Consider the following 15,556-nt stretch of genomic DNA (forward strand, 5'->3'; position numbering starts at 1 on the left):
TTACTGCTTCACCCTGCCGTGATACAGGGCCTGCCCGTCATGCCACCACGCCGCCAGGCTGAACACATCCGGCACCTTGAGGATGCTGAAGTGGTTGCCCGGCCCCTGCCATACCTCCAGTTGCGGCAGCCAATCGCGCCAGCCCTGCTCCATGGCCTGCTGTTCACGCTGGTTGCCGGCGAGGTCCAGGCTCGGATCAGCCACCAGTACCAGCCGCGCCAGGCCGTTGAACCCGCCGTCGGGACGGTACACCGTGCGCAGGGCCGTGGCGAAGGTCCGCACCACGCCCTCGAGCGCCTGAGCCGAAGAACGCGACGGCATCAGGCCGACCCGCACCATGGCCGCGTGCAACTGGCGCAGTTGCTCCTGATCGTCGGCTTCGGCAAAGGCCGCAGGCTCGATGCCCAACGACTTGCCGGTGGACAGCTGCAACGACTCGATCAGCCGCTGCAGGGCCTGGGTAAAGGTGTACGGTTTGCCGCAACTGCCCCCCGCGCCCGGCGCCTCGCTGTCGATCAGGGTCAGGGAGCGCACTTCGCGCCCCTTGGCCTGCAGGCGCAGCGCCATGGCATGGGCCACCCAGCCACCGAACGAATGCCCGACCAGGTTCAACGGGCCTTCGGGGTACAGCGCCTCGATGGCCCGGACATGGCAGTCGGCGGCGGCCTCCACCGCGCTGTGCGGCACCTCGCCCGCAGCCAGGCCCCGGGCCTGCAGGCCATGCACCGGCCAGTCCGGCCCCAGCGCCTCGGCCAGGCCGATAAAGCTGGTCACGCTGTCACCGGCCCCCGGCACACAGAACACCGGGACATGGGACGGCGTGCCGCTCTGGATCGCCAGCAGCGGCTGGTGCGTCGGCGGCACCAGGCCGGGTGCGGCCTGCATCGCCTGCGCGATGGCCTGGCCCAACACCGCCGCCTGCGGATCCTGCACCATGCTCTGGTGATCGCCCGGCACGCTCAGGCAATGCAACGCCTGCCCCGGCAAGGCCTCTGCCCAGCCCAGGGTCGGGCTGTCGGTGACGATGCCGGCGCTGCGCTGCTCGGCCACGAACAGGTGCAGCGACACCGGCAACGGTGCCAGCCGGTAGTGGGCCAGGGCATGCCCATGGGCCAGGTGACGCTCGAAGAAGTGGCGCAATTGCCCGTCGCTGGCCTGGGCCAGGCCTGGCACCAGGAGCTGGCGCTCGCGGCAGTGGGCGAGCAGTGCTTCGAATGCCAACGCACCGGGCTGCAATGCCTCGATCTCGGCCAACTGCACGGCCCCCGCCTCGCCCTGGGCCTGCCAATGCACCCGGCAATGCAGCAACAGCTGCCCTTGCAACAGGTGCGGCCCTTGCCAGCGCGCCTTGCCCTGGTCGCTCAGGCGCGGCACGTAGGTGTCGATCAGGCCGACGAACGCCACCGGCTCGTCCGCGCCCAGCAACTGCGCGGCCACCTCGTAGGCCAGCACGCCGCCGAACGACCAACCCGCCAGCCGATACGGCCCGTGCGGCTGCACGGCGCGGATCCGCCCTACCAGGCGCGCCGCCAGGCACTCCATGGTGTTCAGTTGCGCTTCCCCAGGGGCGACGCCAGCCAGGCCGTAGACGGGGAAATCACCTTCGATATGCCGCCCCAGGACCGGGAAGTACAGGTCCAGGCCACTGAACTCGTGGATCAGGAACAATGCCGGCTGGCTGCCTGCGGCGCGCACCGTGACCAGGCCTTCGTCCTCGTCCGCACCCTCGCCCAGGCGCGCTGCCAGGGTGGCGATGGTCGGGTGCTGGAACAACTCCGCCAGGGTCGTGTGCAGGCCGGCCTGGCGCATCTCGCCCACCAGGCGGATCGCCGACAGCGAATGCCCGCCCAGTTCGAAGAAGCTGTCATGCCGCCCGACCCGCTCGACTTCCAGCACCTGCGCCCACAACGCGGCCAACGCCTGCTCGACCGGCGTTGCAGCGGCCTCGAACACCGCCACGGCCAGGTCCTGGGCACCCGGCAGTGGCAACGCCCGACGGTCGACCTTGCCATTGTTGGTCAACGGCAGCGCCTCGAGCGCGACGAACGCCGCCGGCAACATGTACTCCGGCAGCCGTTCGCGCAGGAAGCCACGCAGCGCCACGCCATCGAGGGCCGTGTCGGTGCGGGTGTACCAGGCCACCAGGCGCAGCGGCCCCTGCTCCAGGCGCAGGGCCATGACCACGACTTCGTCGACGCCCGGGCACTGGGCCAGGTGCTGCTCGATCTCGCCCAGCTCGATGCGGAAACCACGGATCTTCACCTGATCGTCGGTGCGGCCCAGGCATTCCAGCTGGCCGTCATCACGCCAGCGGGCCAGGTCGCCGGTGCGGTACAACCTCGCGCCAGGCCCAGCACCGAACGGGTCGTCGAGGAAGCGCTCGGCCGTCAGTTGCGGGCGATTCAGGTACCCCAGCGCGACGCCGTCGCCGCCAATGTACAGCTCGCCAGTCACGCCTTCGGGCAACAGCCGCCCGTGTGCATCGAGGACATAGGCCGTGGTATTGCCGATCGGGCCGCCGATCGGCACGTGCTCGGCGCCGTCGGCCACGGCCCGCACGGTGCAGGCGGTAGCAAAGGTGGTGGTCTCGGTGGGCCCGTAGCAGTGCACCAGGCGCAGGCTCGGCGCCCGCGCCAGCAACGCCCGGAAGCTGGCGGGCTCGCCGCGCTCGCCGCCGCACAGCAGGACCCGCAGCCCTGCCAGGGCCTCGGGGATCAGCTGCACATACTGGTTGAACAGCGCCGTGGTGACGAACATCACGCTGGCGCCGCCCTGGCGCAACGCGCTGGCGAACTGCGCCGGCTCGACCAGGGTCTGGTGATCGATCACCAGCACCTGGCCGCCGTTGAGCAGGCCGCCCCAGACATCCAGGGTGGCGGCGTCGAACGCCGGGTTGGAGACGAAGGCGAAACGGTCGCTGGCGTCGAAGTCGGCATAGCCGTTGTTCAGCACCAGCCGGGTGATGCCCCGGTGGGTCACCCGCACTCCCTTCGGCGTGCCGGTGGAGCCCGAGGTGTACATCACGTAGGCCACCGCGTCGGCGTCCTGCGCGAGGTTCGGGTTGTGCACCGGCTGGTCGTCGAGGGCCAGGCAATCCAGATCGATGCGCCGCGCCTCGCATTCCGCCGCCAGGCTGCCGAGGGTCAGCAGCGCCACCGCCTGGCAGTCCTGAACCATGAATGCCTGACGCTCGGCCGGGGCGTTGATGTCCAACGGCACATAGATGGCCGCGCACTTGAGCACGGCCAGCTGCGCCACCAGCAAGGGCAACGAGCGCGGCAGCAGGATCGCCACCGGGTCGCCTGCCGCCACACCCTCGCCGATCAGCCAGTGAGCCAGGCGGTTGGCCTGTTCGTTCAGCTCGCCATAGGTGAGCTGTCTTTCATCATGGCGCGCCGCCAGCGCCAGCGGATGCCGCGCCACCTGCTGCTCGAACAGACGCTGCACGGGCAGTTGTCGCGGGTAGTCACGCTGCGTGGCGTTGTAACCCACCAAGAGCCGCTGGCGTTCCTCGGCCGGCACGATGTCCAGCCGCTCCAGGCCTCGCTCGGGATCCTGCGCCAGGGCCTCGACCAGGTTTTCCAGTGCCTGCTGCAGATAACCGCACAGGCGCCGCGCATCCAGGCCCGGCGCGCACTGCGCGGTCAGGCCGAAGCCTTCGCCCAGGTCGTCGATGCTCAGGGCCAGCGGGTAGTTGCTGCGTTCCTCGGCATGCAGCAGCTCGATGCCTTCCCAGGCACGCCCGGCCGCGCTGTCGCGGACCAGGGCCGTGGCACTGTGACGGTAGTTGAGCAAGGCGCTGAACAGCGGCGCGCCGGGCGGCAGCGCGCTGCAACGCTGGGCCAGGGCCAGTTGCGCATGCTCGTGCACCAGCAGCCCGGTAAGCCGGCGGTGGGTGTCGAGCAACGCCTCGCGCACCGGCAGGCGGCCCACCTCCAGGCGCAGCGGCAAGGTGTTGATGAACACCCCAAGGGCGCGCTCCATGCCTTCGCCCCCCTGCAGGCGACCGAGCAGCACGGTGCCGAACACCACGCTGTCGCGCCCCGACAACTGCCCCAGCACCATCCCCCAGGCCAGGTGCATCAGGCTGGCCGCACCGACACCCAGCAATCGCGCTTGCTCACGCAGGCGCCGCGCCAGCCCGTCGTCCAGCAACAGCCGGGCTTCGGCCTCGGCGCCCTGATGCGCCAGCGGATGCGGACCATAGGGCAAGGTCGGCTCGTCGATGTCGCCCAGTTGTTCGCGGAAGAACGCCTCGTGCCCGGCCTCGCCCGCGCCGTGCAGCACCTGGGCGATGTAGTTGCGGTAGGGCACCGGCGCGGGCAACCGGTGCTGCTCGCCAAGCAGGCAGGCCTGCAGTTCGGCGCGCAGCACATCCTGGGCCACGTGGTCCATGACCAGGTGGTGGAACAGCAAGGTCGCGGTGATGCGACCGCTGGCCGGGTCCTGGCTGTGCAGCAAGCGCAGCATGGGCGCGCGGGTCAGGTCCAGGCGCAACACCGGCGACGTCTGCGGGGTCACCTCCTGTACCGGCAGCGATGCCTGGCGCCACACCACCTGCACCGGTTCGGCGAGGCCGTCCCAGTACAGCGAGGAACGCAGAATGTCGTGACGGGCGATTACCTGGTCCAAGGCCCGCTGCAGCGCCTCCAGCCGCGCGCGGTCGGCCACGGCGAAACGCGCCTGCAACAGGTACGGATCGTCACCCTCGCTGGCCAGGTGGTGGTAGAGAATCCCCGCCTGCAGCGGCCCCAGCGGGTAGATGTCCTGCACATTGGCGGCACCACCCGGGACCTGGGCGACGATGCGGTCGATGGCCGCCTGCTCCAGCACCACCAGCGCCAGCAGGTCCGGGGTGATGCGTCGGCAGTCGGCGCCAATACGGTTGGCCGGCACCCTGGGCCCGCCATGCTGGCCCAGGGTCGCGGCCAGGGCGGCCAGGGTCGGCTCGGCGAACAACACGCGGATATCCGCCTCCAGGCCTTCGGCACGCAGGCGGGCAATCAGGGTCACCGCCAGCAGCGAGTGGCCGCCCAGTTCGAAGAAGTGGTCCTGGCGCCCTACCCTCGGCACGTTCAACAGCTCGGCCCAAAGCGCTGCCAGATGGGTTTCGGCCTCGCCTTGCGGCGCCTCGTAGGCACGGCTGAGCACAGACTCGGCACCGGGCTCGGGCAGCGCCTGGCGGTCGAGCTTGCCGTTGGCGGTCAGCGGCATGGCCGGCATCGCCACATAGGCCGACGGCACCATGTAGTCCGGCAACCGCGCCAGGGCATGCCGGCGCAGCGTCTCGATCCCAGGTGCCTCGTCATGGGCGGTGAACCAGGCGACCAGCCGTTCGCCACGCAGCAGCACCGCCACTTCACGAATGGCGGGATGACTGGCCAGGCAGGCCTCGATCTCGCCCAGTTCGATGCGCAGGCCATGCAGCTTGACCTGGAAATCGTCGCGGCCGAGGAATTCCAGCTCGCCGTCGGCGCGGCGGCGCACCAGGTCGCCGCTGCGGTACAGACGCTCACCGACCACGAACGGGCTGTCGCCGAAGCGCTCGGCGTCCAGTTCCGGCAGGCCCAGGTAGCCACGGGCCACGCCGACGCCGCCGATGTACAGCTCGCCCACCACGCCACGGGGCACCGGCAGGCCGTTGCGGTCGAGCACGTACAGCCGGGTATTGGCGATCGGCCGGCCGATCGGTGGCGCGCTTACAGGCAGCGCTTGTCCAGGCTCCAGGGTCCAGGCGCTGCAATCGACGGTGGCCTCGGTCGGGCCATAGACATTGTGCAGCCGCACCTGTGGCAGGCACTCGCGCACCTGTTGCAGCAATGCCGTGGTCAGCTCGCCGCCGCCGCAGACGATATCGGTGAGACTGTCGCAGTCCGCGCTGGCCTCCAGGGCAAGGAACTGCTGCAGCAGCGCCGGCACGAACTGCACCACGCTGACCCGCTGGCGCTGGATCAGCGCCGCCAGGTAGGCCGGATCGCGCTGGCCGTCCGGACGCGCCAGCACCAGGCGCAGGCCGGCGCACAGCGGCCAGAACAATTCCCATACCGAGGCGTCGAAACTCACCGGGGTCTTGTGCAGCAGCGCGCCCTCGACGGTCGGGGCGATCAGCCGCGAGCTCCAGTGCACCAGGTTGCACAGGCTGCGGTGCTCTACCATCACCCCTTTCGGCGTGCCGGTGGAGCCGGAGGTGTAGATCACGTAGGCCAGGTGACGGGCCCCCAGCCCCAGGACCTGCGGATTGTCCGGCGACTGGCCGGCCCAGGCCGGCTGGTCGAGGTCCAGGCGCGGTACCACGCTGTCGGCGAAGCGCCCGCGGCTGCCGGCATCCACCAGCAACGCCAGCGGCGCGCTGTCGGCAAGCATGTACGCCAGGCGCTCGTCGGGGTAGCCCGGGTCCAACGGCACGTAGGCCCCGCCGGCCTTGAGCACCGCCAGCAGTCCGACCAGCAGCTGCGGGCCACGGGCCAGGCACACCGCGACCCGGCTGTCGGCGACCACGCCCAGGGCGATCAGCTGATGGGCCAGGCGGTTGGCCGCCTCGTTCAGTTGTTGGTAGCTCATCTGGCCGTCCTCGGCCTGCACCGCCAACGCCTGCGGCATGCGCGCCACCTGCGCCTCGAACAACGCCTGCACCGGTTGCTGCAAGCCGCCGACCAATTCGCTGGCATTGCAGGTCACCAGCTCCTGGCGACGCTCGGCGGCACCCAGCAGCTCGACCTTCGCCGGCACCGCCTGGTCACTGCCGGCCATCGCCCACAGCAGTTGCTCCAGGTAGCCGACATGGCGCTCGATGGTCGCCCGGTCGAACAACGCCGTGGCGAACTCCAGGGCACCGCCGTAGCCGTCGGCGGTCTCGCCCAGGCTCAAGGTCAGGTCGAACTTGGCGAAGGTCTGCGCGCCGCCCAGCGCCTCCAGTTGCAGGTCGCCCAGTTGCAGGGCCTCGGCCGGAACGCCGTTCCAGGCCAGCGACACCTGGTACAGCGGGGTATGGGCCAGGCTGCGCGGCGGGTGCAGCAGTTCCACCACCTGTTCGAACGGCAGGTCCTGATGGTCCTGGGCCTGGCTGACGCAGGCCTTTACCCGCGCCAACAGCGCGCCGACGTCCGGCAGTCCGGCGGTATCGATGCGCAGGGCCAGGGAGTTGACGAACAGCCCGATCAGCCCTTCGACCTCGGCCTGCCGACGGTTGGCCACCGGCGTGCCGATCACCACCTCGGCCTGGCCGGACAGCCGCGCCAGCAGCACTGCCCAGGCGGCGCCGAACAGCATGAACGGGGTGACCGCGTGGCGCAGGCACAGCGCCTTGAGGTCTTCGCTCAGACGCCGGTCCAGACGTATCTCGACCCGGTCACCGTGATAGTCCTGGCGGGCCGGCCGCGGCCGGTCGGTCGGCAAGGTCAGCAGCACCGGCGCGCCGGCCAGTGCCTGTTGCCAGTATTCGCCCTGGCGCTGCAACGCGTCGCCGGCCAGCCAGCGGCGCTGCCACAGGGCGTAGTCGCCGTACTGGATCGCCAGCGCCGGCAGCGGGTCGTCGCGCCCTGCGCTGAAGGCCTGGTACAGCGCCGCCAGCTCCTGGGTGAACACCCCCATCGACCAGCCATCGGCGACGATATGGTGCAAGGTCAGCAGCAGCACATGATGCTCCGCCGCCAGGCACAGCAGGCGGCCGCGCACCGGCAACTGGTGCGCCAGGTCGAAGGGCAGCAGCGCTTCGGCGTGCATCAGTTCGGGCAGCTGCTGCTCGGCGCCGCGCAGGTCGTGCCAGGCCAGGGCGAAGCCACCGCGCCCTGGGGCCACCCGCGCCCGCGCCTCGGCGCCTTCCTGGGTGAAGTGGCTGCGCAGGCTTTCGTGACGCTCGATGATGCGCGCCAGCGCCCGCTCCAGCGCCGCACGGTCCAGCGGGCCGCGCATGGCCAGGCCCAGGGGGATATGGTAGGCGGCGCTGGCATCGTCCATCTGCGCCAGGAACCACAGGCGCTGCTGGGCGAACGACAGCGGCAGGGACTGGCCACGGGGCGTCGGTTCGATGGCCGGCAGCACCTCGCCGCCGCGCTCGGCCAGGGTCGCCGCCACCGCCAGCAGGCGGTCATCGGCGAACAGCTCGCCCAGCGACAACTCCCGGCCGAGGCGTGCACGCACCTGGCCGACCATGCGCATGGCCAGCAGCGAATGGCCGCCCAGTTCGAAGAAGCGGTCCTGGCGCCCGACCCGTTCCAGCTGCAGCAGCTCGCACCAGAGCTCGGCCAGGGCCGTTTCCAGGGCGCCTTCGGCGGCCTCGTGGGCCTGGCTGGCCGACGCCTCGCGCTCGGGCAACGGCAGCGCCCGGCGGTCGACCTTGCCGTTGGCGGTCAGCGGCCAGGCATCCAGGCGCACCAGGGCCGAAGGCACCATGTAGGCCGGCAGACGCTGTTGCAAGGCGGCGCGCAGGGCGCCGACCGGCTGCGCCTGGGCGCTGGCGATGTAGTAAGCGACAAGACGCGGTTGGCCGGGCTGGTCCTCGCGGGCCAGCACCAGCGCTTCGGCGACGCCGGGCAAGGCCAGCAGTTGTGCCTCGATCTCCCCCAGCTCGATGCGCAGGCCGCGCACCTTCACCTGGTCGTCGTTGCGGCCCAGGTAGTCCAGGGTACCGTCGGCGTTCCAGCGGGCCAGGTCGCCGGTGCGGTACATGCGTGCGCCGGGCTGCTCGCTGAACGGGTCGTCGAGGAAGCGCTCGGCCGTCAGTTGCGCACGGTTCAGATAGCCCCGCGCCACACCGGCACCGCCCACGTAGAGCTCGCCGGTCACGCCGCACGGTACCAGTTGTCGCGCCTCGTCCAACAGGTAGACCCGGGCATTGGCGATCGGCCGGCCGATATCCAGCGCCCCGCCCGGCAGCACCAGGCCGGAGGTGGCGACCACCGTCGCCTCGGTGGGGCCGTAGTTGTTGACCACCACGCAGCCCGGATCGCTGGTGAACTGGCGCAGGCGGTCGCCACCGATCAGCAGGGTGCGCAGGGTCGGATGGCGCAGCCCCTGGGTGAAGGCATATTCGGCGACCGGTGTCGGCAGGAAGGCCACCTTCAGCGGTTGCTCCAGCCACCAGGCCAGCAGCCCGTCGAGCTGCTCGTTGCCCAGCTCGGCCGGTGGCAGGTGCAGCACCGCGCCGGCGCACAGGGCCGGCCAGACCTCCCAGGCCATGGCGTCGAAGCCGAAGCCGGCGACGCTGGCAGTGTGCTCGCCGGCGCCCAGCTCGAAGGCCTTGCAGTGCCAGTGCACCAGGTTGGCCAGGGTACGGTGCTCGACCATCACGCCCTTGGGCTGCCCGGTGGAGCCGGAGGTGTAGATCACGTAGGCCAGGTGGCTGGCCAACAGGTCGTGCCGCCCGGGATTGTCCGTGCGCGCCGGCCAGTCCGCCCGGTCCAGTGCCAGCACGGGCACGGTCAACCCATCCAGGCGCGCCAGCAACGCCTGCTGGGCCAGGACCACCACGGGGGCGCTGTCTTCGAGCAGGTAGCGCAGGCGCTCATCCGGATGCGTCGGGTCCACCGGCACATAGGCGCCACCGGCCTTGAGCACCGCCAGCAGCGCCACCAGGGTATCCAGCCCGCGCCGGGCGACCACCGCCACCCGGTCGTCGGGCCCCACGCCCCGTTCGATCAGGTGATGGGCCAGGGCGTTGGCGCACTGGTTCAGCTCGCCGTAGCTCAGGCGTGCATCGCCGGCCACGGCGGCCAGCGCCTGTGGGGCACGGGTGGCCTGGGCCTCGATCAGGGTCGGCAGGGTCTGGTCGACCGGGAATGCCCGGGCGCTGCCGTTGAAGGTCTGCAGCAGGCGCCGGCGTTCGACGTCACCGACCAGTTCGACCTCGGCCAGGGGGGCCTGGTCGTTGGCGACCATCGCCTGCAGCAGGCGCTCGAAGTAACCGGCGAAACGGCGCACGCTGCTTGCATCGAACAGCGCCGTGGCGTACTCGAGGCTGCCGACCAGCGCCTCGCCCTGCTCGCCCATGCTCAGCGACAGGTCGAACTTGGCCACCTGGTTGGCCTGGGCCACGCCCTCCAGGCGCAATCCCGCCAGGCTCGGCGCGGCGCCCTCGGTGGCCAGCCAGTTGAGGGTGGTCTGGAACAACGGCGTATGGCCGAGGCTGCGCGCCGGGCGGACGATCTCCACCACCTGCTCGAACGGCAGGTCCTGATGCGCCTGGGCGTCGAGCAGGCGGGCCTTCACCTGACCCAGCAGGCGCTCGCTGCTCGGCGCGCCCGACATGTCGATGCGCAGCGCCAGGGTGTTGACGAACAACCCCACCAGCGGCTCCAGCTCGGCATGGCCGCGTCCGGCCACCGGGCAGCCCACCACCACCTCGGCCTGCCCTGACAGGCGCGCCAGGGTCGCGGCCCAGGCACTGAGCAGCACCATGTACAGGGTCGCCTGATGCCGCTGGGCCAGGGCCCGCAGACCGGCACCGAGACGCGCATCCAACTGCAGCGCCAGGCTGGCGCCGCTGAAGTCCTGGCGTGGCGGCCGTGGCCGATCACTCGGCAGGCTCAACAGGGTCGGCGCGCCGTCCAGGGCCTGGCGCCAGTAGTCGGCCTGGCGTTGCAGCTGCTCACCGGCCAGCCAGCGCCGCTGCCACACGGCATAGTCGCCGTACTGGATCCCCAGGGTCGGCAACGGATCGTCCAGGCCCTGGCACATGGCCGGGTACAGCGCGCCCAGCTCATGGGTCAGCACGCCGAGGGACCAGCCGTCGGCGACGATATGGTGCAGGGTCAGCAGCAGCACATGGTGCTGATCCTCCAGGCGCAGCAGGCTGGCGCGCAGCAAGGGTCCCTCGACCAGGTCGAACGGCGCGGAGGCCTCGGCCTGCAGGTGCGCGGCCAGGTCATCGGGCGCCAGGCGCAGGCGCCGCAGCCAGCCCGGTTGCGGTGCTTCGGCGATGTGCACCTCGGCGCTGTCGCCTGCGGGCACGAAGCGGCTGCGCAGGCCCTCATGGCGCGCGACGATGCACAGCAGGGCCCGCTCCAGCGCGTCGGCATCCAGCGGGCCGCGCAGGCCCAGGGCCAGCGGCACGTTATAGGCTTGGCTGCCGCCCTCCAGCTGGGCCAGGAACCACAGACGCTGCTGGGCGAACGACAACGGCAGGGGCTGCTCACGGGACACCGCGACGATGGCCGGCAGCGCGCTGTGCCCGGCGCTCGCCAGCACCTGGGCCACGGCGGCCAGCTCGGGGTTGGCGAACAGCTCGGCCAAGGTCAGCTCGATGCCGAGCCGCAGGCGCACCTGGGACACCATGCGCATGGCCAGCAGCGAATGGCCACCCAGGGCGAAGAAATGGTCATGCCGCCCGACCCGCTCCACCTGCAGCAGTTCGGCCCACAGCTGGGCCAGGGCGCTTTCCAGTTCACCCTCGGGGGCCACGTAGCCACGCTCGAACAGCGCCGAACGCTCCGGTGCCGGCAACGCCCGGCGGTCGAGCTTGCCGTTGGCGGTCAGCGGCAGCGCCTCCAGCGCGACGAAGGCCACCGGCACCATGTACTCCGGCAGATGGGCGAGCAGTTGCGTGCGCAGGATCTCGGGCAAGGGCGCCTCGAGGCCGGCTTGCGCGGTGAAATAGGCCACCAGGCGCGGCTGGCCAGGCTGGTCCTCGCGGGCAACCACCACGGCCTCGCCGATGCCCGGCAGGCTGTTCAGCCGGTTCTCGATCTCGCCCAGCTCGATGCGCACCCCGCGAATCTTCACCTGGTCGTCGTTGCGCCCCAGGTAATCGAGGGTGCCGTCGGCCAGCCAACGCACCAGGTCACCGGTGCGGTACATGCGCGCGCCCGGCGTTGTCGAGAACGGATCGTCCAGGAAGCGCTCGGCGGTGAGCTGCGGGCGGCCGAGGTAGCCACGGGCGACGCCGGCGCCGCCGACGTACAACTCGCCCGCCACGCCCAATGGCACGGGCTGCAGGCCGGCATCGAGCACGTACAGGCGGGCATTGTCCACGGGGCCGCCGATGTGCAGCGCGCCCCCAGCCTCCACCACCCCGGAACTGGCCACCACGGTGGTCTCGGTCGGGCCGTAGTTGTTGACCACGGCGAAGGTCTGGGTGCGATTGAACTGACGCAGGCGATCACCGCCGATCAGCAGGGTACGCAGGGTCGGATGCCCGAGCTGATGGCTGAAAGCGTATTCAGCCACTGGCGTAGGCAGGAAACTGACATCCAGCGGTTGGTCGCGCCACCAGGCCAGCAACGCATCGAGGTCCTCGTGGCCCTCGCCGGCGGGTGCCAGGTGCAGGGTGGCGCCGGCGCATAGCGCCGGCCAGACCTCCCAGGCCATGGCGTCGAAGCCGAAACCTGCCAGGCTCGAAGTGTGCCGGCCCAGGCACAGGCCGAAGGCCCGGCAGTGCCAGTCCACCAGGTTGTTCAGGGTGCGGTGCTCGACCATCACCCCCTTCGGCTGCCCGGTGGAGCCCGAGGTGTAGATCACGTAGGCCAGGTGTTCCGGTCCCAGGTCGGCGACGGCTGGATCATCCAGCTGCTGCGGCCAGTCAGCCTGATCGAGCGCCAGCACGGGCACCGTGATCCCATCCAGCCGCCCCCGCAACGCGTGTTGGGTCAGCACGGCCACTGGCGCGCTGTCGTCGAGCAGGTAGCGCACCCGCTCGTCCGGGTGGGCCGGGTCCACCGGCACGTAGCCGGCACCGGCCTTGAGCACCGCGACCAGGCCAATCAGCGTGTCCAGGCCACGGCGGGCGAACACTGCCACCCGGTCGTCGGGGCGCACGCCCAGGCCGATCAGGTGGTGAGCCAGGGCATTGGCGCGCTGGTTCAGTTGCTGGTAGGTCAGCGACTGGTCATTGCCGGTGGCGGCCAGGGCTTGGGGATGGGCTTGGGCCATGGCCTCGATGCGACGATGCAGTGGACCGTGCGGCTGTTCGATGCCCGGGGTCTGGTTGAAGGTTTCCAGCAGCTCCTCACGCTCGTCGGCAGGCACCATCGGCAGCGCCCTGATTTCAGCGGTGGGCGTCGCCGCAAGCAGGCTGCGCAGGGTCTGCTCCAGGTAGGCACAGACACGTCGTGCCGGCACCTCGGGGCTGGCCAGCAGGGTCAGACGGAAGGCTTCGCCGAAGTCGTCGACACTCAGGGTCAAGGGGTAGTTGGTGGCCTCGGCGGCATGCACGATCTCGATCCCGGCCCAGCCGGCGCGCAGCACTGCTTCGGAACCCGAGGCCGCGCTGTGGCGGTAATTGAGCAAGGCATTGAACAGCGGCGATGGCGCTGCCACGCCGCTGCAGCGCTGGGCCAGGGCCAGGGGCGCGTGCTCATGGCGCATCAGCGTGCTCAGGCGCTGGTGGGTGGCCTTGATCGCGCAGGCCAGGTCGGCGTCGTCCAGGTCCACCCGCAACGGCAGCGTGTTGATGAAGATGCCCAGCGCCCGGTCGGTGGCCTCGGCGCCTTGCAGGCGGCCCATCAGCACGGTGCCGAACACCACCTGGTCGCGCCCGGTCAGGCCGCCCAGCACCCGCGCCCAGGCCAGGTGGAACAGACTGGCGACGCTCACCCCCTGGCTGCGGGCCTGGGTGCGCAGCTGGCGGCACAGCGCCAGGTCGAGGTCCAGGGCGTGCTCGTTCAGCGCCGCGCCATCCCCCTGCACATCGGCCAGGCCATAGGCCAGGGTCGGCGCGTCCACGCCGCCGAGCATGTCGCGGAAGAACGCCTCGTGCTCGGCCTCGCCGATGCCCAGCAGGGCCTGGGCCACATGGTTGCGGAACGGCAGCGGGCGGCCCAGCCGGGCACTTTCGCCGAGCAGGAAGGCAAGCATCTCGTGACGCACCACCTCAAGGGCGCTGTGGTCCATGGCCACGTGGTGGAACTGCAGGATCGCGTGGACCTGCCCATCCGCCTCTGGCGCCTGGCATTGCAGGCGGATCAACGGTGCCTGGGTCAGGTCGAAGCCGCTGTCCGGCAGCTGGCCCTCGGCGAGCTGGATGACCCGCAGCCGGGCCCGGCGCCAGACCACCTGCACCGGCGTCTCCAGGGCCTTCCAGTGCACCGAGGTGCGCAGGATGTCGTGACGGTCGATCACCCCTTGCAGGGCCTGGGCGAAGGCCTCGACCCGGGCGCTGCTGGCGAACACGAAGCGCGCCTGCATCACGTAGGGATCGTGGTCGCCGGCGCTGGCGTGGTGGAACAGCATGCCTTGCTGCAACGGCACCAGCGGGTAGATGTCCTGCACATTGACCGCGCCGCCGGGCACGCCTTCGACCAGTTGGTCGATGCTGGCCTGGTCGAGTTCGACCAGGCTGAGCATGGCTGGGGTGATCCGGGTGCAGCCGGCCGGGATGCGGTTTTCCGGTACCTCGACGCTGCCCTGGCGCGCCGCCACGTACTCGCCACGCTCGAGCATCCCCAGCAGCGCCGGCTTGTGCTCGCGCAGCCGCGCCACCAACGCGGGGTCGCTCAGGGCCTGGCGATTGCCCTGGACCACCAGCTGGCCATCCTTGAGGGTCAGCTGGACATTGTTGGCGGCCAGGGTCGCCAGTAGTTCGTTGATGCTCACAGGACGATCTCCATTCTGTCTGTGATGGCGGCATAGCCTGCCAGCGTCGGGTGTTCGAACAGGCTGCGCACGTCGGCCTCCAGGCCCGCCTCGCGCAAGCGCGAGGTTAGGGTCACGGCCAGCAGCGAGTGGCCGCCAAGCTCGAAGAAGTTGTCGTGGCGCCCTACCCGCTCCACGCCCAGCAGCTCGCCCCAGATACGCGCCAGCAGCTGTTCGGTGTCGCCCTGCGGCGCCTCGTAGGCCCGCGCCGGCAGGTCCGGCTGCGGCAGCGCCTTGCGGTCAAGCTTGCCATTGGGGGTCAGCGGCAAGGCGTCGAGGGCCATGAACAGCGCCGGTACCATGTACTCGGGCAGTTGCCCCAGCAGCGCTTCGCGCAAGGCCTCGGCAGGCGGCACGTCGCCGGTGACGTAGGCCACCAGGCGCGGGCCGGCCGGCTGGGCGTCGTGCACCAGCACCACGGCTTCACGCACCCCAGGCACCCGGGTGAGGCAGGCCTCGATCTCGCCCGGTTCGATGCGCAGGCCGCGAAGCTTGATCTGGTGGTCGGTGCGGCCGAGGAACTCAAGGCTGCCGTCAGCGCGCTGGCGCACACGGTCGCCACTGCGGTACAGGCGCTCGCCGTCGGCGAACGGGCTGGCGATGAAGCGCTCGGCCTGTTGCTCCGGCAACCCCAGGTAGCCACGCGCCACCCCGGCGCCGCCAATGTGCAGTTGGCCGGCGACGCCCAATGGCACAGGCTGGTCGTGGCCATCGAGCACGTACAGCCGGATGTTGTCGATCGGACGGCCAATCGGCAGCGCCCCCGGCGTCAGCGGATCCTGCGGGTGCAAGGTGCAGACGCTGCAATCGACCGTGGTCTCGGTCGGCCCGTAGACGTTGTGCAACCTTGCCCGTGGCAGGCGCTCGCGCACCTGGCGCACCAGGGTCTCAGTCAGCTCGCCACCACCGCAGACGATATCGGTGAGGCTGCCGCAGGCCGCGCTGGCGTCGTGTTCGAGGAACTGCTGCAACAGCGCCGGCACGAACTGCA

General features: G+C 70.7%; 2 protein-coding genes (1 of these 2 cut by a window edge). Both read right to left on the reverse strand.

What is annotated here, in order from left to right:
* Nucleotides 1–14,526 carry an amino acid adenylation domain-containing protein gene (locus ACVWZ5_RS11880; protein ID WP_457340626.1) on the reverse strand — a complete coding sequence of 4,842 codons (14,526 nt, stop codon included), beginning with the start codon at nt 14,524–14,526 and terminating at the stop codon, nt 1–3.
* Nucleotides 14,523–15,556 carry the 3' end of a non-ribosomal peptide synthase/polyketide synthase gene (locus ACVWZ5_RS11885; protein ID WP_457340627.1) on the reverse strand. 24,421 nt of this gene lie beyond the right edge of the window, so the window shows 1,034 of its 25,455 coding nt (coding positions 24,422–25,455); the start codon falls outside the window, past its right edge; it ends in the stop codon at nt 14,523–14,525. Before ACVWZ5_RS11885 ends, ACVWZ5_RS11880 begins: the two co-directional genes overlap by 4 nt.

It is taken from the genome of Pseudomonas sp. TE6283, from assembly GCF_054060555.1.